At 58.9% G+C, this 21,784-nt stretch carries 19 protein-coding genes and 1 tRNA gene; 6 read left to right on the top strand and 14 right to left on the bottom strand.

The window, feature by feature from the left end; all coding sequences use genetic code 11:
* Positions 1 to 71: 71 nt before the first annotated feature.
* From hpaD to QPJ95_RS06720, 3 genes are read right to left on the bottom strand one after another with little or no spacing between them, the layout of a single operon-like run.
* Complete coding sequence (gene hpaD / locus QPJ95_RS06730) at positions 72 to 926, bottom strand: 3,4-dihydroxyphenylacetate 2,3-dioxygenase (protein WP_270917662.1); 855 nt, start codon at positions 924 to 926, stop codon at positions 72 to 74.
* 52 nt (positions 927 to 978) lie between these two features.
* A complete protein-coding gene (gene hpaE / locus QPJ95_RS06725; protein ID WP_270917663.1) occupies positions 979 to 2,490 on the bottom strand; it encodes a 5-carboxymethyl-2-hydroxymuconate semialdehyde dehydrogenase in 1,512 nt (503 codons plus the stop codon).
* A complete protein-coding gene (locus tag QPJ95_RS06720) occupies positions 2,483 to 2,881 on the bottom strand; it encodes a 5-carboxymethyl-2-hydroxymuconate isomerase (RefSeq protein ID WP_270917664.1) in 399 nt (132 codons plus the stop codon). The genes hpaE and QPJ95_RS06720 overlap by 8 nt, the downstream gene beginning before the upstream one ends.
* Before the next feature lie 113 nt (positions 2,882 to 2,994).
* Here QPJ95_RS06720 and hpaR point away from each other — a divergent pair, with 113 nt between their 5' ends.
* Complete coding sequence (hpaR, locus tag QPJ95_RS06715) at positions 2,995 to 3,429, top strand: homoprotocatechuate degradation operon regulator HpaR (RefSeq protein ID WP_270917665.1); 435 nt, start codon at positions 2,995 to 2,997, stop codon at positions 3,427 to 3,429.
* Between the two features lie 98 nt (positions 3,430 to 3,527).
* Here hpaR and QPJ95_RS06710 read toward each other — a convergent pair whose 3' ends face one another.
* Together QPJ95_RS06710 and QPJ95_RS06705 are read right to left on the bottom strand one after the other, a co-directional pair.
* The gene (locus QPJ95_RS06710; RefSeq protein WP_270917823.1) at positions 3,528 to 4,787 is read right to left on the bottom strand and encodes a glycerate kinase type-2 family protein; all 1,260 of its coding nucleotides are present in this window, start codon (positions 4,785 to 4,787) and stop codon (positions 3,528 to 3,530) included.
* Between the two features lie 31 nt (positions 4,788 to 4,818).
* Positions 4,819 to 6,363, bottom strand: coding sequence for a sulfatase-like hydrolase/transferase (locus tag QPJ95_RS06705; RefSeq protein WP_270917666.1), 1,545 nt, complete (start codon positions 6,361 to 6,363; stop codon positions 4,819 to 4,821).
* 255 nt (positions 6,364 to 6,618) lie between these two features.
* Between QPJ95_RS06705 and QPJ95_RS06700 the strand changes: the two genes are divergently transcribed.
* The 5 genes from QPJ95_RS06700 to QPJ95_RS06680 all read left to right on the top strand — a co-directional run bounded on the left by QPJ95_RS06700 (position 6,619) and on the right by QPJ95_RS06680 (position 13,252).
* Positions 6,619 to 8,301, top strand: coding sequence for a Na/Pi cotransporter family protein (locus tag QPJ95_RS06700; RefSeq protein WP_270917667.1), 1,683 nt, complete (start codon positions 6,619 to 6,621; stop codon positions 8,299 to 8,301).
* A gap of 349 nt (positions 8,302 to 8,650) precedes the next feature.
* Entirely contained in the window at positions 8,651 to 9,775 is a 1,125-nt protein-coding gene (locus QPJ95_RS06695; RefSeq protein ID WP_270917668.1) for an extracellular solute-binding protein, read from the top strand.
* A gap of 152 nt (positions 9,776 to 9,927) precedes the next feature.
* Complete coding sequence (locus QPJ95_RS06690) at positions 9,928 to 11,040, top strand: ABC transporter ATP-binding protein (protein ID WP_270917669.1); 1,113 nt, start codon at positions 9,928 to 9,930, stop codon at positions 11,038 to 11,040.
* Between the two features lie 14 nt (positions 11,041 to 11,054).
* Entirely contained in the window at positions 11,055 to 11,975 is a 921-nt protein-coding gene (locus QPJ95_RS06685) for an ABC transporter permease (protein WP_270917670.1), read from the top strand.
* The gene (locus QPJ95_RS06680; protein WP_270917671.1) at positions 11,972 to 13,252 is read left to right on the top strand and encodes an ABC transporter permease; all 1,281 of its coding nucleotides are present in this window, start codon (positions 11,972 to 11,974) and stop codon (positions 13,250 to 13,252) included. The genes QPJ95_RS06685 and QPJ95_RS06680 overlap by 4 nt, the downstream gene beginning before the upstream one ends.
* A 163-nt stretch (positions 13,253 to 13,415) precedes the next feature.
* On the opposite strand, the gene QPJ95_RS06675 is transcribed toward QPJ95_RS06680, so the two are convergent.
* The 9 genes from QPJ95_RS06675 to QPJ95_RS06635 all read right to left on the bottom strand — a co-directional run bounded on the left by QPJ95_RS06675 (position 13,416) and on the right by QPJ95_RS06635 (position 21,659).
* Positions 13,416 to 14,309: an HAD-IIA family hydrolase gene (locus QPJ95_RS06675; protein WP_270917672.1), complete on the bottom strand. Its 894-nt coding sequence runs from the start codon at positions 14,307 to 14,309 to the stop codon at positions 13,416 to 13,418.
* Entirely contained in the window at positions 14,306 to 14,710 is a 405-nt protein-coding gene (locus tag QPJ95_RS06670; RefSeq protein WP_270917673.1) for a glycerophosphodiester phosphodiesterase family protein, read from the bottom strand. Before QPJ95_RS06670 ends, QPJ95_RS06675 begins: the two co-directional genes overlap by 4 nt.
* Before the next feature lie 648 nt (positions 14,711 to 15,358).
* Positions 15,359 to 15,435, bottom strand: a tRNA-Pro gene (locus tag QPJ95_RS06665).
* A gap of 56 nt (positions 15,436 to 15,491) precedes the next feature.
* The gene (locus QPJ95_RS06660; protein ID WP_270917674.1) at positions 15,492 to 16,436 is read right to left on the bottom strand and encodes a DMT family transporter; all 945 of its coding nucleotides are present in this window, start codon (positions 16,434 to 16,436) and stop codon (positions 15,492 to 15,494) included.
* Between the two features lie 188 nt (positions 16,437 to 16,624).
* Positions 16,625 to 17,431 carry a nucleotidyltransferase domain-containing protein gene (locus QPJ95_RS06655; protein WP_270917675.1) on the bottom strand — a complete coding sequence of 269 codons (807 nt, stop codon included), beginning with the start codon at positions 17,429 to 17,431 and terminating at the stop codon, positions 16,625 to 16,627.
* Between the two features lie 151 nt (positions 17,432 to 17,582).
* Entirely contained in the window at positions 17,583 to 18,686 is a 1,104-nt protein-coding gene (gene leuB / locus QPJ95_RS06650) for a 3-isopropylmalate dehydrogenase (protein WP_270917676.1), read from the bottom strand.
* A gap of 243 nt (positions 18,687 to 18,929) precedes the next feature.
* A complete protein-coding gene (locus QPJ95_RS06645; RefSeq protein ID WP_270917677.1) occupies positions 18,930 to 19,973 on the bottom strand; it encodes an endonuclease/exonuclease/phosphatase family protein in 1,044 nt (347 codons plus the stop codon).
* Complete coding sequence (locus tag QPJ95_RS06640) at positions 19,970 to 20,803, bottom strand: hypothetical protein (RefSeq protein WP_270917678.1); 834 nt, start codon at positions 20,801 to 20,803, stop codon at positions 19,970 to 19,972. The genes QPJ95_RS06645 and QPJ95_RS06640 overlap by 4 nt, the downstream gene beginning before the upstream one ends.
* 334 nt (positions 20,804 to 21,137) lie before the next feature.
* Complete coding sequence (locus tag QPJ95_RS06635) at positions 21,138 to 21,659, bottom strand: HdeD family acid-resistance protein (RefSeq protein WP_270917679.1); 522 nt, start codon at positions 21,657 to 21,659, stop codon at positions 21,138 to 21,140.
* Positions 21,660 to 21,784 lie beyond the last annotated feature (125 nt).

Below are 21,784 nucleotides of genomic sequence, written 5' to 3'. Positions count from 1 at the left end.
CTTATTGCACGGGCTGCATTCCACGCTGGTTCGAATGCAGCTCTTCAATTTATGCGCTTTTATTACCGAAGCTACTGGACCGGGAAAATGACATTGGTCTGGCCGGTGCCCGAACTGGGGAAGTATTCGGTGACAACCTCGCAGCGGCCTGAATAGCTGTCCCATCCAAGCGCGCCATATAGCATGGCTGTGTCATGCATGGCGCCTTCGCCACAGCACTGATCGGAATATTCCGGCAGCATCTTCAGAAAGGTGGCGTGGTCGCCGTTCTTCCACATGTCCAGAACCCGCAGATCCATCTGACGGTTGAATTCCGAGGCGATGTTGAAGGTGCCGTTCTTGGGGCCGTAGTCCTTGTTCGAGAACATCTTGTGCGACAGCGAACCAGAGGCGATCAGCGCAACTTTGCTGTCCGAGGCTTCGACAGCTTCGCGGATCGCCTCGCCCATCAGGCGGCTTTCATCGTGGTCGTGGGTATTGCACCAGGCCGCGACTGAGACCACTTTCATCTTGTGCTTGCGGCTCATGAAACGCATCGGCACCAGCGAGCCATATTCCAGTTCCAGACTGTCCAGATGGTGGGACAGCGTATAGGCGCCCTTGTCGGATGCGATTCTAGCAATCGCATCGCCCAGATCCGGGTTGCCCTCGTAGTCATAGGGCATGTCCTGAATGAACTGCGGAAACTCGGAGGAGGTGAATAGGCCTTTGAAATGCGAGTTCGCGTTGATGTGGAAACCGGCGTTGATCATCCAGTGGGTGTCACAGATCACCACGGTATCGGCACCCAGTTCCTTAGCCCGGCGCGCGATCTCATAGTGCCCGTCAATGGCGGCCTGACGCTTGCCTTTGATGGGACCCTCTTGCTCCGACATCAGCATGGTCGGAACATGGGTCACTTTGGCGGCGAGAACAATTTCTCCCATGGTCTCTATCTCCTCAAAGAGTTGAAACGCTTGCGCGTTTTCCAAATGTCCGTCACGCGCCGAGGCGCGGGATTTTATGCTGCCCCAGAGCAAAGCCGATGTGCTTTTGCTCCATATAGAAATCAAAGCTCCAGTCGCCGCCATCGCGGCCAATACCGCTGGCTTTGACGCCGCCAAACGGGGTTGGCAGGTGGCGGACGTTCTCAGAGTTCACCCAGATCATCCCAGCCTCAAGATGGTTGGTAAACCGCAGCGCCCGGGTCAGGTCATTGGTCCAAACGTAGCCGGTCAGCCCGTATTGGCTGTCATTAGCGATCGAAAGTGCCTCTTCTTCGGTGGCAAAGGTGATCGCCGTCAGCACCGGGCCAAAGATTTCCTCCTGGGCGATGCGCATCTTGTTATTGGCATTGGTGAACAGGGTGGGGCGCACGAAATAGCCGCTGCTCCCTAGGCGTTCACCGCCGGCCGCTATGGTGGCGCCGTCCTGTTTGGCGATCTCGAAATATGACGTCACCTTGTCGAAATGTTCCTGCGCGATCAGCGGCCCGACCTCGGTTTTGGGGTCCAGCGGGTGGCCAACGCGGATCCTGTTGACCCGCTCCACCAGCCGCGCCTGAAACTGCTCGGCAATCGTATCCTGCACCAACAGCCGCGACGACGAGGTGCAGCGTTCGCCGTTGATCGAATAGATCATGAAGATGACGGCATCCAGTGCGCGCTCCAGATCGGCATCGTCAAACACCACCACCGGGTTCTTGCCGCCCAGTTCCAGATGCATCCGCTTCAGCGTGTCAGCCCCCTGCTTGGTGATCAGGCTGCCGGTGCGGCTTTCACCGACAAAGGCGATGGCCTTGATGGCCGGATGTTCGGTCAACCGTTTGCCGGCCTCCTCGCCAAAGCCGTTGACCAGGTTCCACACCCCTGCGGGCAGACCCGCCTGATGGGCGATTTCGGCCAGAATGCGGGCGGTTAGCGGGCTGAATTCGGCGGGCTTGTGCACCACCGTACAACCTGCGGCCAGCGCCGGGGCAATCTTCCAGGTCGACAGCATGAAGGGTGTGTTCCACGGGGTGATCACCCCCACCGGGCCAATCGGCACCCGCGTTGTGACATTCATCAGGCTGGGCGATTGCAGATTTTTGCCGTCGCGGGCTGCGGTCACCTGATCGGCAAAGTAGCGAAAATTCTCGGCCCCGCGCAGCGCCGCCTTGGACATGAACCGCAGCGCCTGCCCGGTGTCCCAGCATTCGCAAAAAGCGATTTCCTCGGCGCGGGCTTCGATGCCTTCGGCGATGCGGATCAGGATCTTCTTGCGCTCAGGCGCGGCCATGTCGCGCCAGGCTGGGAAGGCCTCCTTGGCGGCCTGAGCGGCGGCGTCGATGTCAGCGCTGCCACCCTGTGCAACGCTGCAAATGACGCTTTCATCGGTGGGCGACAGGGTGTTGAAAACCGCGCCTGACAACGCCGGGCGGCTTTCCCCTGCGATCAGGTTCAAAATGCCGGTCTGGCGGAACCGCTCCAGATATCCGTTCAGCTTGGCGATGTTTGTGCTCAGCTCAGTCATTTTGGTCAACCTTTGGCAGGTGATCGCGGATGGTGCCGCATTTTGGCGCAAGTGCCGGATCTATGTCGCGCATTTCCAGCGACAGGGCGATCGAGTGCTGTTGCAGTGCCGGCGCCAGAAACTCACGGGCGGCGTCAAAAATTTCTTGGGTGGCGCGCTGTCTGGTCTCTAGATCGCGGCCGCCGCGAAGCCGCACGGATATATCGATGTAGCCGTGCTTTGCCGCACCGTCAGCGATCGAGACATGGGTTGCGGCAAAGGCGCGAACCCGCACCCCGGCAACCGGAAAGCTGCCGGTGTTGATGGCGGCGCAGCGCAGGGTGTCGCACAGGGATGCCATGTCAACGCAGAGCTCCAGATTGGCGGAATAGTCCAGTGAGATGTGTGGCATCAGTACAATCCGAATAATTACTTAACTTGTGTAGCAATTTGTTGATGGTGGGTCAATGTTGGAATTTTGACGGCGGCAATTGCCTTTATGGTCCGGTGAGGTGATAATTAGTTATGACAACAGCTCTGCCGACAACCAACCGATCTTTGCCAATTGCCCTGCTGCGTGCTCGCGAGCGGGTGATGGGGCCCATCCGCGCATTGCTGAGTGATGTGGATCTGACGGAACAACAATGGCGGGTGTTGCGGGTGGTGCAGGAAAGCGGTGCCATTGACCCGACCCAGATCGCCGAACAGGCCTGTCTTTTGTTGCCCAGCCTGACCCGGATCCTGCAAAAGCTGGAAGACAAGAAGATGATCAGCCGCACGCGGGACAAGCAGGACCGGCGCAAGCAGGTGATCACCATCACCTCGGGTGGCGAAGCGGTCATTGCCAATAATCTGGAGGCCAGTCTGGTGCTGGTGGCCAAAACACGCGCCGAAATGGGCGAGGATCGCTATGAGGCGCTATTGGATCTGTTGAACGAGTTGGATCGGATCAAGCTGTAACCTGTGACTGCTGAAGGGCTGGGTCCGCCACTGTTGCGTTGTGGTGCCAGTGGTGGATTGAGTATTTTTAGCAAAAAGAAACCTGTGCGGATTTTTTGTTAACCCGGACGCCGCAGGAAGACCTGCACATCCGCCACATTGGTTCCGGTGCCGCCGATGGTCAGCAACGCATCCGCTGCGGCCAGGGCAGTGTTGCTGTCGTTGTTGTCCAGCAGGGCGTCAGGATCTGCACCGCTGTTGCGGATCTGGACCCAGGTATCGGGGGTAACGATGCCGCCGGCAGCCTGTGTTGGGCCATCGCGACCATCGGTGCCGCCGGACAGGAACAGCCAATTGCCGGTCAGTTGCTCGGCCGCCAGTTTGGCAACTCTTAGCGCCAGTTCTTGATTGCGGCCACCCAAGCCGCTGCCTTTTATTTGCACGGTGGTCTCTCCGCCAAAAACCAATGCGATGGGCCGGTCGGATGGGGCGGCAAGAGCCGCGTCGACAACGGACTGTGCGGCATGCTCTACGTCGCCGACCAATGTGTCGCTGACCAGTTGAGCATCCCAGCCTATGGCGGCATCCAGCATTGCCTGCAGGCTGTGCCGATTTGATCCGATCAGAGTGTTGCTGGCTTTGGGGGTCGCTCCACTGGCAGTGTCTGTCGCATTCAGATGCGTCCGCACTGCCGCTGGCATGGCTTGCCAGATGCCCGCACGCTGCATCCTTTCTCGCGCCTGAGCCCGGCTGCCGATGGGGCCGACACTGGGCCCGGATGCAATGGCGCGCAGATCGTCGCCGATGACGTCCGACAGAATGAAGGCACTGACCGGGGCTGGTGCCGCATGGCGCAGCAGGCCGCCGCCCTTGAGGTCTGACAGCTGTTGGCGGATCAGGTTCATATCGTTGATGTCCAGCCCCGAGGCCAGCAGGGCCCTGTTGACGGTGGCCTTGTCGGCCAGGGTCAGCCCCGGTGCGGGCGCCACCATCAGCGCCGAGCCGCCACCTGAGATCAAGGCAACAACGCGATCTTTGGCTCTGGCACTTTGCAGCAGATCAATCACCGCGCGTCCGGCGGCGGCGCTGGTATCATCCGGCACCGGATGGGCGCCTGCCATGCAAGTGGCGCCGGGAATGTCGCAGAGGTTTTCGGGGTTGGTCACCACCAGCGCCTGCCGCGGTTCCGGGGTCATCAGCAAGGCCTGGCGCATCATCGGGCTGGCGGCTTTGCCCAGGGCGATAATTATGCTGCGCCCACCATCTGGCAAGGGCGGCAATGGTGTCCGGGTCAGCTGATCGCGCAGGGCGCGGGCGGGATCGGCGCGTTTAACGGCGGCGTGGAACAGGGCTAGGGCGGTGTCGCGGAGATCTTTCATGGCCAAGCTGTGGCCGCTGCCGTCCGGCAGGTCAACCAGATCCGGGCCAGCGGCGATGATGTTGTGGCCCATCGGCGGTAATCAGGTCCAATGACAGGGTGTGATCGGCGTTGCACATGCGGTGGCGCAGCATCATTCGGGTCAGCCGCATCAGATCGCCCTGCAGGTCGGGATGATCGGCGACATTCTCCAACTCGCCGCGGCCCTGATGATCAAACAACATCGGTGGCAGATCGGCGGCAAATTCCACCAGGGTGAACCGCTCATCGCGCAGAATGCCCAGCGAGGAGTTCAGTGGCGTGGTGGCCAGTGCCTGCTCCCAGTGGCTGGGAGCGCCGGGCTGTGAGAAATCCAGCTCGGAAAAGGAATAGCGCCGCCAATCCTGTGGCAGCTCTCCGCGCAGCAGCGGCAATAGCGACCTTCCGTCCACCGCGTTGGGGATCTCTTGCCCGACCCAGTCCAGGATGGTTGGCATCAGATCAACAGATTCAGTGATCTGTGACACGGTGGTGCCCGCGCGGCTGCTGTTGCCCGGTTGCCGGATGATCAGCGGCGTGTGATAGGCCGCGTCATAGACCGTGAACTTGCCCCAGCTGTGACGATCGCCCAGCATCTCGCCGTGATCGGCCGAGATCACCACCAGAGTGTCGTCGTCCTGACCGCTGTCTTTCAGGAACTGCAACACCCGGCCAATATGGGCGTCGACCTCGGTGGCCAGCCCCAGATACAGCGCCCGCAGGGTTTGGACAGTGTCATCCGTGGCGGCCAGGTCCGGAAAGCCCACCACGAAATCTGCCGGCGAATAGGCCTGTTGGGTGGGGGCGAAAAACGGGTGCAGCGCGGCTTCGGCCTCGGGGTTGAGCAGCCGTGTGGGCAGCGGCAATGTGGCGGGATCATACATGTCGTTATAAGGCGCCGGTGCCACCAGCGGCGGATGCGGGCGGATATAGGTCAGATGGGCAAACCAGCTGTGCTCGGCATAAGATGGCAGGGTCGCCAGAAACTGGTCGGTCAGAAACGCGGTGTCGCTGTGAGCGGCACTGTACAGGGCGGGATCGTTTAATCTAGGCGCCCCTCCGGTGGGAGAGACAGGTTTGAAAACATTAGCGTAATCGCCGAATTCATAACCGTGGTTCAGTAGATGTGAGCGCCACGGATAAGACATCTCCAGCCGCATCTCCAGCATCTCGTGAAAGCCATTCATCGGGTTCTCATAAGACCGCACTGCCGGGTCATTTGGATGATGAATACGCGGGTCCTGGCTGGTGTCGGTATAGCCAAACAGCATCGGCAGATAGCCGGCCTTGCGCATCTCGGTGGCGATATTGGGGGTGTCGTGACGCAGTGGCGTGCCGTTGCGCGTGGAGCGATGGTTCATCGCGTATTGACCGGTCAAGAGCGAGGCGCGGGAGGGGCCGCAGGGGTTCACCACGGTATAGTTGCGCTCAAAAGTGACCGATTGCTGCATAAAGTCGCGCAGATTTGGCAGCTCCACGTGGTTGGCCATAGCGCCAAACAGGCAGTCGGCGCGCAGCTGATCAATGAGGATGAACAAGACATTTTTGTGGGCCGCCATGGTGCATCTCCTTCACCGGGTCTGGCGCCAGATAAGCGCGGATACACCGCGTTGGAAAGGGTAAAATTTGCAAAATTGGGGAGAATTGTGCCTGTGAATGTGGGGATTTTTAGCAAGTAACTTGTAGTTTGTGGGGTTTTGTGCGTTTCTGCGCAGACCTCGACGATTGCGCGAAACTTCTCTCCGCGCCTGCCATACCGTCACTTGAACATAGAGAAATAAACTGTCTAGGACTGACAGAGAGTGGGGCCTGATATGGCAATTGTGAGCTTTATGATCAGCTTGGCGGGGGCAACCATGCTTTTGCTGTTTGCGGTGCGCATGGTGCGGACCGGGATTGAGCGCAGCTATGGCGCCTCGTTCCAGCGGCTGCTGACCGGCCAGCGCAGTCTGGCGCAGGCCAGTCTGGTGGGCGTGGCTCTTGCGATTGTCTTACAAAGCTCGGCTGCGGTGGCCCTGTTGACCGCCGGCTTTGCCGCCAGCGGCATGTTGAGCTTTGCCACCGGGTTGGCGATTGTGCTGGGCGGCGATCTGGGTTCGGCGCTGATCATTCAAATTCTGTCGTTCAATCTGGACTGGCTGGTGCCGGCCCTGCTGGCGGTGGGCGGCTATATGTTCGTCAAAGTCGAAGCCAGGAAGATACGGCAACTGGGCCGGATTCTGCTGGGCGTCGCCTTTATCCTGATTTCACTGCGGTTCCTGCGTGAGGCGATGGATCCGATCCGCGACAGTGCTTTTCTGCCCGCCATCGCGGAATATCTGGCGCGCGACTACGTGACCGCGTTTCTGGTTGGCGCGGCGCTGGCCTTTGTGATGCATTCCTCGGTGGCGGCGATCCTGATGTGTGTGACACTGGTGCAGATTGATGCGATCCCCTTTGCGGCCGGTTTGTCGCTGGTGTTGGGGGCCAACTTTGGCTCGGGTTTCATTCCAATCTGGCTCAGCCGGGGGATGGACCTAGCGGCGCGCCGTATTCCCTTTGCCAATCTTATGCTGCGCGGCACCTGGGCGGTGGTGACTCTGTTTGCGGCCAATTTGGCTTTGCGCTCGGGGGCTTTGGGCGATCCGCAGGGCGGCCAGATGCTGGTCTATGCCCATCTTTTCTTCAACGCCTCGCTGTTGATCCTGGCGCTGCCGTTCTGCGCCTCCTGTCAGCGTTTGATGCTGAAACTGTTGCCGGATACGGTGGTCAAAGACACCGAGGTGGCCACCGGCCTGCCGACCACTGTGCTGGATTTCGATAATGTCGGGCCTCCGGCGCAGGCCCTGTCCAGCCTGAAGCGTGAATTGCTGCGCATGGCGGGGCTGGTTGAGACGATGTTCCGGCCGGTGTTGGAGCTGTATCAATCCGGAGACAAAACCCAGATCAAAGCGGTGCAGGCCTTGGATGGCGAGGTCAACGAATGCCTGTCCGGCATCCGCAGATTTGTTGCGGCGATGCCCCCCGAGGAGATCGGCAAAGCCAACGCCAAGACGGCGCGGGATATGGTGGAATATGCGATCCGCCTAGAGACCGCCGGCGATGTGGTGGCCAAGCGATTGACGGTGCTGGCTGCAGAAGTGAAAAAGAAAAAAGGCAAGTTCTCGGATGAGGGCTGGATGGAGCTGACCCGGCTGCATGAGAGCATTATGGCCAATATGTGTCTGGCGTCGAATGTCCTCGTCTCGGATGATCTGGAAAGCGCGCGCCTGCTGAGCCTGGAGAAAACCGAGTTGAAGCGGGCGGAACGGGACAGCCGCAAGCGGCACCTGAAACGATTGCAGAGTGGCCGCGCTGACAGTTTTGAAACCTCGGACATCCATCTCGAAACCTTGCGCGCCCTGCGCGAGTTCAACAGTCATATTGCCGCCGTGGCCTATCCGATCCTGTATCAGAACGGCCAGTTGCTCGAGACCCGGCTGATTGAGGATATGCATGGCGACCAGATCGAGACCTGAGGTTCGATTCGTCAAAGCCTTGCTTGAAATTGCGCCATCGTCAGTTGGATGACGCGGGCGCAATTGCCATGGAGATACGCTAATTTATCCAAGATCCGTCACATATGGGTTACGTCGTTGACGTAGAGCAATCTGCAAGCGCAGACTGAATTTATGGCAACAAAGCCGCAGGCGTTTTGCTTGGCTTGTCGCAAGACACGCGCACACAACTGGACCGATTTTTGTTCACTACTATAAGATCTGGCCTTAACAATTTTTGAAACTGTCACTGTAGGAGTTCTGAATACACCCGCAAAACTGCTCTTTAATAACAAAAAAATCAAACAACCTTCCAACGGGGAAAATCACTATGTCTATTAAATCATCTGTAACCCGCCGCTCGCTGCTGAAAAGCGCTGGCGCCGCCGCACTGGCCGCTCCGCTGTTTTCCAAAAGCGCTCTGGCATCCTCGGGTGAAATCAACATCCTGATGTGGTCGGACTATTTGCCGCCAGAATTCATTTCGGGTTTCGAAGCTGCCACCGGCATCAAAGTCAACTACACAGGTATTGGCTCGAACGAAGAAATCATCAACAAGATGAAGGCCACCAAAGGCCAGGGTTTCGACATCGTTTCACCCACCAACAACCGCTCGCTGCAGTGGGGTCCGTTGGAACTGCTTCAGTCGTTTGACATGAACCGGATCAACATTGACGCTGTGAACCCTGCTATGGCCAAAATTGGTACCGATGCATGGAACTTTGGCGACGCTGGTGTTCACTGGCTGCCGCATATCTGGGGCACCGAAGGTATCGCATATCGCACCGACAAATGGCTGCCCGAAGGCGATGCACCGTCTTATGGCGATGTCTGGAGCGAAGCCAACGCTGGCAAGACCATGGGTCGCGCCCACTCGATGATGCTGGGTGCTGGTCTGTACATGGAAGCCTCGGGCCAGATGGACGCCGGTTCGGTGTGGTCTGCCTATGAGAACGAAGAGAACATGCGTAAGGTCTGGGGCCAGATCGCTGATTGGTGTGTTGAGCGCAAGTCGCGCATCAAGCTGATCTGGAACGATGCTGACACTCAGAAAAACGGTCTTCTCAACGAAGGCGTTATTGTTGGTCAGACTTGGGATGGTCCGGCGCTGGCTCTGAAGTCCGCTGGTGAGCCTGTGCATTACCAAGCCCCTGTTGAGGGTGCGATGGCCTGGGTTGACGGGTTGTCGATGCCGGTTGGTGCCAAGAACACCGATCAGATCTATGCCTTCATCGATTACGCCTATGGCAAAGAGGCCGCTGGCGTGGCGATCGACAGCCACGGCTACAACTCGCCGGTTCTGGGCGCTGACACCTTCTCGGGTGACAACTACAAAAAGAACTTTGCCGAAGCCTATCCGGGCAGCAGCCTGGCCAACCTGAATCCATGGCCGGCCGAAGCACCCTGGTATGCAGATGTGCGGACCGAGTTCGTCAACAAGTTCAAGAGCGCTTGAAGCTTTTGATCCTGTGATCCTTTGGCCCCCTCCTGTCGGAGGGGGCCATTTTGGCGCCTATGGCGCAAGTTTTTTAGACATAAACTGGATGCAGTCTGTTCAAGGCCGGTGCGCTGTCACTGGGTTGAAGGCCTGCACCGAGGAGTAACCACATGAGTGCTGGGGTTGGCGTAAATCTCGAAGATCTCTGGATCCGATTCGGAGACTTCGTCGCGGTGCGTGACGCGAACGTGCATATTAACGGGGGCGATTTCTTTTCGTTTCTGGGGCCATCAGGGTGTGGCAAGACCACCATCCTCAGGGCCGTTTCTGGCTTTCTGGAGCCCAGCCAGGGCAATGTGCTGATTGGCGGCAATAACATGAAGGGCATCGGCCCGAACAAACGTCCAACCGCGCTGATCTTTCAGAACCTGGCGTTGTTTCCACTGATGAAGGTCTGGGAGAACATCACCTTCTCGATGGAGATCAAAGGCGCCTCGGCAAAGGAGCGCCGCAAGCGCGCGGACGAGTTGCTGGACATGATTGCCCTCACCGGCCAGGGCGACAAACTGCCCGCCGAACTGTCGGGTGGCCAAAAGCAGCGGGTGGCGATTGCCCGGGCTCTCTGTGCCGAGCCGGATGTGCTGCTGCTGGACGAACCGCTGTCGGCGCTGGACCTGAAACTGCGCCAGCACATGCGGTCCGAGCTGCGTGAGATCCAGAAACGGGTTGGCATTACCTTTATCTACATCACCCATGATCAGGGCGAGGCGCTGACCATGTCAGACAATATCGCGGTGATGCGCGACGGGGTGATCGACCAGATTGGCGATGGAAAATCCATCTATAACGACCCCAACACTGCCTTTGCGGCCTCATTTGTCGGAGAAAACAACGTATTTCGTGGCACGGTCAAGCAGGTGATCGGCAACGAGGTGATGATCAGAACCAACCGCTCCGGCGATCTGATGGCGCGGATTTCAACCGCCAATCAGGGCAAGCTGAAACAGGGTGACGAGGCGATGCTGTTCATCCGCCCCGAGGCCTTTGCGCTGGCCCCAGTCGGCACGCAGGGCGATCATTTTGTCACAGCTCAGGTCACCAAGGAAGAATTTGAGGGCAATGCCTTCAACATCTTCATGGAAGGCGAGGGCGGCAAGGAAATCAAAGTGGCTCTGCCCAATGTCGGCCAGTCTTTTGAGAGCCACATGGGCGAGCCGATGACCCTAGAATATCAAGTCAAAAACGCTGTTGCACTGCCTGCCGGCGTGCTGGCAACGGAATAGGGAGGCCTGGACATATGCCCCGCTTCCTAAAGGAATATTTTAACCGCAACGGCTTTGGGCTGGGGTCGGTCATGTTGGGTCTGGTGCTGTTCTGGACCGTTGGCCTGATCATCCTGCCACAGCTGTCGATGCTCGACTTCTCATTCCGCCCCAACCTGCCGCCGCCCGAGATCGGCGGCCCCAAGGATCTCTATACACTGGAGAACTACAAATACCTGATCTTTGGCCCCGAGGGTGGCAGCCAGTCCTACAATGCCGTCGATCTCAGGGTGTTTTACCGCACGCTGATTGCGGCGATCTTTGTGACCGCGTTCAATCTGATGCTGTGTTACCCGATCGCCTATTATCTGGCGCAGACCAAGGGCAACCACATCCGCGTTTTGGCGCTGATGCTGATCATCCCCTACTGGATCAACGAGATCCTGCGGGCTTTTGCGCTGCGGATCATCTTTGGGGAAAGCGGAGTGTTGAACAATGTGCTGGTGGGCATGGGGGTGTTTGACACGCCGTTTGACTTCATCCGCAACGATATCGCGCTCTATGCGGGGCTGGGCTATGCCTATATCCTGCTGATGATCTTCCCGATCTACAACGTCATCGAAAGCCTGGACCGCAACCAGATCGAGGCGGCGCGGGACATGGGGGCCAGTTGGCCTCGGATTCACTGGCGGGTGGTCATTCCCTATGCCAAGCCGGGCATCAGCTCGGGCTGCACCATGGTGTTCATGCTGTCGGCCGGCGCCTTGGCGGCACCGCAAATCTTGGGCGGACCCAGCAGCCTGTGGTTCACGCAGCTGATCTATCAGCAGTTCAACGACAATAGCGATTGGCCACAAGGGGCGGCCTATGCAGTGGTTCTTCTGGTCACCTGTATTCTGCTGGTGCTGGCATTGATGCGGCTGTTCAAGGTGAACATGGGGGATATTGGCAAATGAAGAATTTCTCTCTTATGCGCATAAGCATCTGGGTCTACCTGGCGCTGTTCTTCTCCTATCTGCTGGGGCCGCTGGTGATCATGTCGGTCACCGCCTTCAACTCTCCGGGATTTCCGCGGGCTGCCCCGTGGGAATGCCTGACCTTTGAATGGTTCTCGGCGTTGTTTCAGGATGAAAGGATCCTGAATGGTATCAAGAACTCGATCCTGGTGGGCGCAGGCACGGTCACCCTGTCGGTTTCTATGGGATTGGCCGGCGCGCTGATGCTGACCCAGATCTGGCCGAAACTGCGGGCAACTTACTATACCATCATCATTGCTCCGATCCTGATCCCCGGGGTGGTGATTGGTATCTCGACCCTGGTGTTCTGGGATCGGGTCAACCGGTTGTTCGGCCTGGATGCCGATAGCGTCCTGTCCAACGGCTTGTTCCTGACCATCATCGGCCAGTCCACCTTTATCGCCAGCTATTGCATGCTGGTGCTGGTGGCGCGTCTGCAGCGCTATGACAACGGTCTGACCGAGGCGGCGCTGGATCTGGGCGCAACCCATGCCCAGGCGTTCCGCAAGGTGCTGTTGCCGTTCATGCGTCCGGCCATTGCAAGTGCTGCGGTGCTGGCCTTTCTGGCCAGCTTCGAGAACTACAACACCACCACATTCACCTTTGGCGAATACCCAACTCTGACCATCGAGCTGGCACAAAAGGTGCGCTACGGCATTACCCCGGCGATTTCGGCCCTGGCCTTTATCATCGTGGTGCTGACGGTGTTTGCCGCCCTGGCAAACGAGGCTGGCATTCGTCGCAAGGAACTGGTTGCCGCAGCGCGAAAAAGCGCCACAGTAGCAGAACTGGAAAGCGGCAAGCTCCGGCTGCCCGGTTTCCTCAGCTCCAACACTGCAGCGGTGGTTCTGGTGGTGGTTGCGATGATGACCATCGCGGTGGTGGGCACAGCCACGGTCTATAGCCCGCAGCAATGTATCGCCGACGTGCGGGAACAAAAGCGCCTGGAAACCGATTTACGGATCCAGGAATTGCTGCAACGCCGCGCCGAGCAAGCTGCCCGTCGGGACGCAGAGCAGGCTGAGCAATCAGGCCAGGAGCCGGCGACCGAGGATACCACGCCCAAAGCCTCGAACAACTCGGGCTTTGGCAATGTGTTTGACCCGGGCGCCTTGCAGGACGATGGCACCGATGAGCCAGAGGCGGAGCCGGCGACCCCCGGTAACAATTCCGGGTTCGGAAATGTGTTTGATCCGAACGCACTGCAAAACGACTGAAACATTAGGGCGGCCTTGGGGTCGCCCTTTTTCTTGGCAGGTCAGCCTGAGCCGCGAGGATGCAGTCTGAGTATTTTTGGCAACGAGAATGCAGCTGTCTGCGCTCCCTTGACCGTTTCTTTTTGCTGAAAATACTCAAATGCAACCTGGCGGCAGGAACTCACTAAATGGAGGGTGCGATCCAATCCGGTGATATGCCGCTGATGTCAATGAATCTATGCACGTCAAGACCGGCGAACAATCCGTGATCGGTGATCAGGGCGGCGCTCCAGCCGCGCGCCCGGGCGCCCAGAATGTCGGTGTGCAGGGTGTCACCAATCATGGCAATGCGCTTGGGATCAATATTTGGTACCCGGCGTTCAACGGTTTCATAGACCGAGGCAAAGGGTTTGCCGTGAAAGACAACCTGAAGCCCCAGCCGGTCCTGCAGGTCATGGGCATAATAGCCGGGTTCCAGCGACAGCCCATCTTCGCGCGGGGCCACCAGATCGGGGTTGGCCACCACCAGCGGGCGTGGATTGCGGCGCAGGCTGTTGTGCAACAGCGCCTGTCGCTCGGCGCTCCAACCGGCAGCACTCAGCATCAGGAAGGCGCCAGCTTGGTCATAATCGCGCGGGTTGTCCTGCAGTGCCAAGGCGTCAACCCTCAGATCCTCCGGAGAAAAACCCGGCGGCGCGATCACCCCCCACTGGCCTTTTGGGCTGACGCGATAGAGATGCGCCTCACAGACATCGCGGCTGGAAATAATCTCCGAAGGGGTGAATTGGAACCCCAAACGGGCAAACTTGGCCTGCGTCTGGGACCGGGTAAAGCTGGCTGCATTGGTCAGCACCAGCACCTGTTTTCCCATCTGGCGCAATTGGTTTACGCGGTCATGGGCGCCGGGGATCGGGCGTTCGCCGACGTTCAGCACACCAAAGGCATCAAACACAAAGACATCGACCTGATCGGCCAGTTCGTGCAGCCCTGCAATCTGTACCCTGTCGCCCCCCTGCGGCGCGGCGGGCAGCCGGTTGCGAATTTCCTCATAGCGGGTAAAGGCCTGATCTGGGGTCATTTTGATATGCTCTCAAGGAATTGGACCTGACTGTTGGCGGTCGGGCTGTGTTTCAGCTCGACCAGCAGTTCAATGTCCTGCGCGTTGGTCTTCACCTGCGTCAGGAATTCATCCAGCGTGGGGATGCGGCAGTGCTGCAATTGCGCCTGATGGGGGGGCTTTGGTGCGGCGCCAGGGCGGAGGCCCCCGACGTCATAGCAGCGCAATTCCTCCAGTGTCAGGTCTCTGATGGCCGGAGCTTTGCCGTGTAGCCAGTCCCCCGCGCCGTCGCGGGTCAATAGCAGGTCCAGCTCTATCCCGTCGGCGCCCGCGTCCATCGCGTATTGAAATCCCTCCAGAGTGTTCTCAGGCGGGGCGGCCGGGGCGCCGCGATGGGCAAATATTTTTGGCAATGAGGTCACTGTTACTCCCAATTCAGTCTCTGGTCTATTGCGCCGCGCAGCTGAGCGCGATGTTGTCGCCGCTGCTGTGAACTTGCACGCCATTCAGCCGGACCGCCAGCGGTGTTTACGAATTGCCAGGGTGCTTGCACCAAAGTGTCGGCCCCCAGTTGCTCGATGAAGCCAACCGAGAGCTGGATCCGGGTTTTGCCCGGGCTGTCCTGATGCAGGTGTTCGGGGCGCCTGCATAATGGGAGGCCCTTTGCGGCGACTCCCGAGGTCTGATCGCGAGAGGCTATCAGTCGTTGGCGGTGGTGACGGGCGCATAGCCGGTGTTCTGGTGCCAGTAGGCCTGCTGCTCGGCAGCCGAGACATATTGGAAGACGCCCGCAACACAGGTGTATTGTGCCAGGCCGAATAGTTCTCGATGTTGGACCAGGACTGCCAGCCAAACTAGAACGGTTTTTCGGCGCCATTTCCCTTAAGAGAACGGGTGGGCTATGGGGGCAGACATCGGCACCGTGGCCATGCGGCTAGATTTTCTCAGGATGGCGGAGCTGCGGCGAGCGGATCTTCCGAGGAAGCATCGTAAAAGCCGACATTTCGTAGGGTGGGATCTGACCGATGACAGACCCCGAAGGGGCTGACTTGGGATCTCGTCAGATAAACTGGTCGGGCTAGGAAGATTCGAACTTCCGACCCCCTGTACCCAAAACAGGTGCGCTACCAGACTGCGCCATAGCCCGACCGTGAGGGCGGAATAGTCGCTTGGAATGGGAGATGCAAGCCCAATTTTGAACTGTTATTTCGGCGTCTTCCGTTTCAGGAACAATGAGATGTTAAAGCCGCCGGGTGCATAGCCCCGGGTGCGGCTGCGCAGCACCGGAGTGTTGTGCGAACGGCCGCCCGCCGCCTCGCGGATGACGATGAAAATACCGCTGGCGATGATGATGCCGGCGCCAACAAGAGTCATCAGGTCAATATTTTCATCGAACAGCCATACGCCAAACAGCGTCGCCCAGATGATCTGCGAATATTGCATTGGCGCCACGATTGCCGCCTCGCCGAGAGTATAGGCGCTAATCATCATCAGGGTGGCGCAGAAGCCAAATATCGCCACGATGCCAAGACCACCCAACGCAGTTGCGTCAAATGGGACATAAACAAAGGGCATCGCCAACCCCATCATCACAAAGGTGGCGACCAGCGGATAGACCATCATCACCACGCGGCGCTCTTCGTTGCCGACCTTGCGCAGGATCACCGATTGGAACGCCGAGCCAAAGGCCGCAAACAGCGCCGCGGCATGGCCCAGGCCGAAATCCACCCCACCGGGACGCAGCACCACAAGCACCCCGGCGAAACCGACCAGAACCGCCAGCATCCGCGGCAGGCCGACCTTTTCTTTTAGGATCGGGATCGACAGCAGGGTGATCAGCAGCGGGGTGACAAACAGCAGCGCATAGACCTGCGCCAGCGGCAGATGGGCAAAGGCATAAAACGCACTGGCCGGAACCACCGACATAGTCATCGAGCGCAGCGCCGCCCACCAGGGGTGGATCGGCCGCAGATTGCCAAGGGTGGTGTCCTGGACCAGCATCACCGTCACCAGCGGAAAGGACAGCAGGCTGCTGAAGAACACCAGCTGAAACGGCGACATACTGGCGCCAAGGAATTTCACCACCACATCATGGGTCGCAAAAATCGCATAGGCCAGCAGGGCCAGCAGGGTGGCTTTCAGGTTCATCGCTGTCACCAAATTTTTTGGGTCGTGGGGGGCGGTCTGGGGTCGTCTGAAATAGCTTATAGCGCTAGCGACGTTGCGGAAATATGAAATCCGTCAGTGGGGCAATAAAGTGGAAGTTGATTAATCCTGCTGGTCAATAAAGCCGCCCCGGAGGGTCTTACGTCGGATCTCAGTGGGTCAGATGGCTCTCAACTCCAGTCGTAAGGCCGCTCAATCGACATGCTTTTTCTTAGCTGGTTCCAGGTCACTTCCTCAAAGCGTTCCGGCCATTCGACGCCCCATTGCAGTGCCAGCTTTCGCGCCCGTGGCAGATAGGCCTGTGCATAGGCGAGGTGGGCTGTGATCATTGCCTCGCGGTTCGGGATCGCGGGGGGCATGGAGATCAAGAGTGCCTTTTGCTCATCGGTAATCAACCGGTTCAGGTGCAAAACCCCGCCGCGATTGGGCGCGTCGGTTTCTTCGATCAGCAACTCGACCAGAAAATTTCGGAGATGGAAAACACCCAGCATCCCGTTGATGTATTCCTTGCGACCTGCCGCCAGATGCAGAAGCCCAAGAATTTTGATGAACTCTTCGAACTGGGATTTGAGCTTGGCAGGGTTTGGCCCCTGGTTTTTCGAGGTTGCAGGCAGGGCATTGAAAATGCCGTCATAGTCAAAAAGAGGGGTAAGGCTGTCCTGCGTTTGGCCGCCCATTTGAGTGGCCTTCAGGATCAGAGCGTCGACTCGGGTCCAGTCGTCGGTGATCGCATTGATAAGCACTGGCCGAGGGGTTCGATCCCGCCACAGGACGATTTCTCCGGTCTGACTGATGGCTTTGTGGCAGAGTGCGGAAACCGCGTCGGTGGCACCGTCTCGGGCGACAATAAGAAAGTCAATGTCGCTGTATTCATCGGCAAGACCGGTGCTGTAACTGCCGCTTAGGAACACTGCGCGAATGGCGGCATTGTCACGAAGCGAACGGGTGATTGTCTCTATGGTTTCAAAATGTTCCATGCGTATCGCCCCAGAATAGGATCTGCGTTACTGGCCCTGAGCGCCACTGTCTCGGAGGGAACTTAACCTATGGTTGTTTTTTGTCTACAAAAGAAGGGCCCCGCACTGACAGGCAGGCGGGGCCGGGTCTGTTTACAGCGGAACTGTATATTTACAGGCTGGCGTCCAGTGCTGCCAGGATGGCATCGCCCATGCCGCTGGTTGAAACCGGGGTAACACCGTCTTCGCCCAGCAGATCGGCGGTGCGCAGACCGTCGGCCAGAACCGTCTCGATGGCGGCCTCCAGCCGGTCGGCCTCGGCGCCCTGATCAAAGCTGTAGCGCAGCGCCATGGCAAAGCTGAGGATGCAGGCGATTGGGTTGGCCTTGGACTGGCCGGTGATGTCCGGTGCCGAGCCGTGTACCGGCTCATACATGGCGCGCGGGCGGCCGTTGTCCATTGGAGCGCCCAGCGAGGCCGAGGGCAGCATGCCCAGTGAGCCGGTCAGCATGGCGGCGCAATCGGACAGAATATCGCCAAACAGGTTGTCGGTGACGATCACGTCGAACTGTTTTGGCGCCCGGACCAGCTGCATGGCGCCATTGTCGGCATACATATGGCTCAGCTCAACCTCGGGGTAGTCGGCATGCACACGAGTGACAACTTCGCGCCATAGCACGCCGCTCTCCATCACGTTGGCTTTTTCCATCGAGCAGAGCTTTTTGCCGCGCGCCATCGCCAGTTCAAAGGCTGAGCGGGCGACCCGTTCAATCTCGGACTCAGTATAGCGCTGGGTGTTGATGCCAACCCGCTCGTTGCCTTCGTTGAAGATGCCGCGGGGTTCGCCGAAATAAACACCCGAGGTCAGCTCGCGCACGATCATGATGTCGAGACCGGCAACGATGTCTTTCTTCAGAGAGGAGAAATCTGCCAGCGCGTCAAAGCACTGGGCCGGGCGCAGGTTGGAGAACAGATCCATTTCCTTGCGCAGCCGCAGCAACCCGCGCTCGGGCTTAACGCTGAAGTCAAGATCGTCATATTTGGGGCCACCGACAGCGCCGAGCAGCACCGCATCGACCTGCATCGCGCGGGCCATGGTGTCGTCATGCAGCGGCACCCCGTGGGCGTCATAGGCGGCGCCGCCGACCAGGTCTGTGCTGACGTCGAATGCCAGGTCGCGCTTGTTGCCATACCAGTCAATGATCCGGGTGACTTGCGCCATGACTTCGGGGCCAATGCCGTCACCGGGCAGAATCAGGATCGAAGGGTTGGACATGCGGATACTCCTTGAAAATGGTTGTACCGGAGGTATCCGCTGTGACCCGAAGGGTCAATGAGGCTAAGCCCCTGAGGGTCAATGAGGCTGGGATGTCGCTGCGGGGCTTGGGGTGTCAAAATGAGCGCCTTTGGCGCGCTGTCCTATCTCGTTGTCCGCCTTGCGGCGGCCACCTCGGGGGCCTCCGGCGGAGGTATTTTTAACAAGAAGAAACCCGGGGTGCTGGTTGCCTCGGGCTTGTTGTCACTGTGGGGCGAGGGCGAGATCCAGCCAGACAAGATGGTGACGGCTGGCCGGGGTTGCGGTCTGATCTGAGGTGGCGGGCCAGAGTACGCCACCCTGCAGCACCTGCAGATCGGCCGAGGGCAGCAGATAGTCCACCCGCATCCGGCCGGCGCGCTGCCATTCTACGGTGTTGACGCCCGCCTCGGGGCTGGAGGGGCGCGGGTCCTGCAGGCGGCGGTCAGCCAGCAGGGCGGCGATGGCGGCGCGGCGTCCGGCGCCGCGATTGGGATCCAGATTGGCGCCACCGGCGATCACCAGCGGCGGGGCAGGGGCGGCGCCGAGGGCGCCGTCAAGCAGCAGCTGCCACAGGCGGATCTCGTCGGCATTGCGGCGGCCGTTGCGATCCTCAGGCCCGTCGAACAGCGGTGGCGTGGCCTGAAAGATCAGCAGGGTCAGGCTGCCGCCATCTGGCAGCTTTAACGGCACCAGCCAGTGGGAGGTGCTGGACAGGCGCTGGACCTGCAGCGCCTGTGGGGATGGAAACGGGGTTCCATCCGGGTGCTGCGGCAGCAGGGCGCCGGGCAGGTCGCGCCACAGCAGCGGGCTCAGATCGCGCACTGCCCCGTGATCAATGGGCAGCCGCGACAGCACCGCGTTGCCGCCTGCGCCGGTAAAGCTGCCATAGCCCTGCGAGTCTCGGGCTCCGCCAAGGCGCCCATCGCCGTCGAGGTCCAGATCACTTGCCATCCCCGAGTTGGGCTGGCGCGCAAAGACATAAGGATAGGCGGCTCCGGCCTGTTGCAGCCGCAGTTGCAGCGCCTGAAGGGCGCGGTTTTCATAGTCCCAGTCGATGCCTTGCAGCACCAGGATATCGGGGTTCACCGAGGCGATCTGGGCCACCACTGCGCTGATCTGAGGATCTTTGTCCCGCTCAATGTCGCGCAGCAGCAGGCCGGGGCCCTGGCGCGACATTTCCGTGTTGAAGGTGGCGATGCGCAGGGTTTCGGCGTGGACAGGCAGGACAAAGAACAGCAGCAGCAGACCTGCGGCCCATCCCCTCATGCGGTTAGCAGGGCTTCAGCGTTGGCATAGGCGCGGCGGCGTTTTTGTTCGATCAGCTCGGCCACCCGCAACATCGCCATGCCGCGCATCAGCATCGAGGCGGGCAGGACGCCCCAGGCGCCAATCATCCAGACCAAGGTTTGCGGATTGCTCAGGTCTGTCAGGTTCAGAGCGGCTGACAGAAAGCTGACCGCAGCTGGAATAGCAAATGGCAGCAACACGCCAATCACCATGTTGACGCGGCCGTCACGCTGTAGACGGTGCACCACGTCGCCGCCGGTGGTGGGGTCGAACAAGGGGAGGTTCACCCAGACATTGAATGCGCCATTGGCGACCGGCCAGTTGCGGATGTGAATGGTGAAGAAAAAGCACCCAACACTGATCAGTCCGATTACATAAGACAGCCCCGCAGCGGCGCGGACCATATTCACTGTCTCAGGCCGGGTCCCTGTGGGCAGCATCAGGGTGATCAGATGCACCGGCGAGTATGCGAAATCCAAGGCGTTGCCCAGTTTGAAACCCAGCCCATAAATCAGCGATGTCAGGCCGGTGGGATCAATTGGGTGCCGGGCCATCAGGCAAAGAGCGCCGAGGGTCAGCAGCAGGGACAGGAACCGCATGCGGTTCAGCGGCGGCGCCTCGCGGAATTCGATGAAGCTGGGAAAGCTGGAGTAATATTCGGCAAATATCAGCAGACCACCCAGCAAGGCCATCAAGGCCACGATCTCGGTTGATCCTGTTGCCGATTCCCGCAATAGCAGGGACGGCATGGCGATCAGAAACGCCACCAGTATACCGCGCATTGCTGCGCCTGTTATGCGTGTTAACACTGTTCGTTCCCTTCAAACTGGACAGGTCGATACGTTGCCGAACCTTTGTTCCAACTTGACGCAACCCCGAATGCTCTGGGATCACTGTGCCTCATTTGCGCCTCATTTGTGCCTTGTTTTGCGAATTCTCTCAAGATCTGGCAGGCAAAAATTGCCCTTGGTGAGGTTTATGGCTGGGGCAGTGGTGCGAGAATGCATCATGAACACCCCAGTATTTATGGCTATTTAGCAATGATCACTACATGTGGTGGTTAGGATGGCTGTTGCCATATGGTAGGTCAGGCTACCAGTGAGAGTGGCGGCCTGACTGGATCTGTTGTCTCAATTGACTGGTTCAGTTTCGTTGGCTGCGGCCTGAGAGCCCTATCACAATTAGACTAAACCCGTTCATCATCAGCTCGATGCCCAGCATTATGCCCAGGAAGGTCAAAGATGCGGCGGCAAAATTGGTCCAGATGTAACCGGCCAGCAGTACAGAGATGGCGCCAGACAGGATCATTGGCCAAAAATACCCAGTGCTGCGCATTCTCCATGCAAAGATCAGCCGGACAACGCCGCTAGAAAGCAACAGGATGAGCACCAGCATGGTCAGCGAGATGGCGCCCTGCAGTGGGTTAAACAGGAAGTTCGTGCCAAGAAAGCCCAACAGAAGCCCCATCAGGATAGCAAATACCTTGCTAGCCATTGATTCAGTGCTGGAAAAGCCACCAATCACTTGAAACACACCGGCCACCATCAACATTGCGCCGGTCAGGGTGGTGACTGCCATGGTTGCAATGACGGTATTGCCCAACACCAGAATGCTGAAAAACAGTGATAGAGCGCCCAGTAAAATCCATTTCATAGAGTCTGACATCTTATCTCTCCCTAAAACCAATGCTTCTAAACCTACAAAACCAAAACAATTGAGGTCGATGTGGAGCCACTATGGCTTAATTTTTGATCCGTTTGCAGGGGGAAATTTTTAGGAACGCGTCACCG

It is taken from the genome of Parasedimentitalea psychrophila, from assembly GCF_030285785.1.
Lineage (GTDB): Bacteria > Pseudomonadota > Alphaproteobacteria > Rhodobacterales > Rhodobacteraceae > Parasedimentitalea > Parasedimentitalea psychrophila.
This window is presented reverse-complemented; position numbering and strand designations above follow the sequence as displayed.

Bases quoted from the DNA above. Each gene is read 5' to 3' on its own strand.
- hpaD (WP_270917662.1), bottom strand. From the start codon at position 926: ATGGGAGAAATTGTTCTCGCCGCCAAAGTGACCCATGTTCCGACCATG.
- hpaE (WP_270917663.1), bottom strand. From the start codon at position 2,490: ATGACTGAGCTGAGCACAAACATCGCCAAGCTGAACGGATATCTGGAG.
- QPJ95_RS06720 (WP_270917664.1), bottom strand. From the start codon at position 2,881: ATGCCACACATCTCACTGGACTATTCCGCCAATCTGGAGCTCTGCGTT.
- hpaR (WP_270917665.1), top strand. From the start codon at position 2,995: ATGACAACAGCTCTGCCGACAACCAACCGATCTTTGCCAATTGCCCTG.
- QPJ95_RS06710 (WP_270917823.1), bottom strand. From the start codon at position 4,787: ATGAAAGATCTCCGCGACACCGCCCTAGCCCTGTTCCACGCCGCCGTT.
- QPJ95_RS06705 (WP_270917666.1), bottom strand. From the start codon at position 6,363: ATGGCGGCCCACAAAAATGTCTTGTTCATCCTCATTGATCAGCTGCGC.
- QPJ95_RS06700 (WP_270917667.1), top strand. From the start codon at position 6,619: ATGGCAATTGTGAGCTTTATGATCAGCTTGGCGGGGGCAACCATGCTT.
- QPJ95_RS06695 (WP_270917668.1), top strand. From the start codon at position 8,651: ATGTCTATTAAATCATCTGTAACCCGCCGCTCGCTGCTGAAAAGCGCT.
- QPJ95_RS06690 (WP_270917669.1), top strand. From the start codon at position 9,928: ATGAGTGCTGGGGTTGGCGTAAATCTCGAAGATCTCTGGATCCGATTC.
- QPJ95_RS06685 (WP_270917670.1), top strand. From the start codon at position 11,055: ATGCCCCGCTTCCTAAAGGAATATTTTAACCGCAACGGCTTTGGGCTG.
- QPJ95_RS06680 (WP_270917671.1), top strand. From the start codon at position 11,972: ATGAAGAATTTCTCTCTTATGCGCATAAGCATCTGGGTCTACCTGGCG.
- QPJ95_RS06675 (WP_270917672.1), bottom strand. From the start codon at position 14,309: ATGACCCCAGATCAGGCCTTTACCCGCTATGAGGAAATTCGCAACCGG.
- QPJ95_RS06660 (WP_270917674.1), bottom strand. From the start codon at position 16,436: ATGAACCTGAAAGCCACCCTGCTGGCCCTGCTGGCCTATGCGATTTTT.
- QPJ95_RS06655 (WP_270917675.1), bottom strand. From the start codon at position 17,431: ATGGAACATTTTGAAACCATAGAGACAATCACCCGTTCGCTTCGTGAC.
- leuB (WP_270917676.1), bottom strand. From the start codon at position 18,686: ATGTCCAACCCTTCGATCCTGATTCTGCCCGGTGACGGCATTGGCCCC.
- QPJ95_RS06645 (WP_270917677.1), bottom strand. From the start codon at position 19,973: ATGAGGGGATGGGCCGCAGGTCTGCTGCTGCTGTTCTTTGTCCTGCCT.
- QPJ95_RS06635 (WP_270917679.1), bottom strand. From the start codon at position 21,659: ATGTCAGACTCTATGAAATGGATTTTACTGGGCGCTCTATCACTGTTT.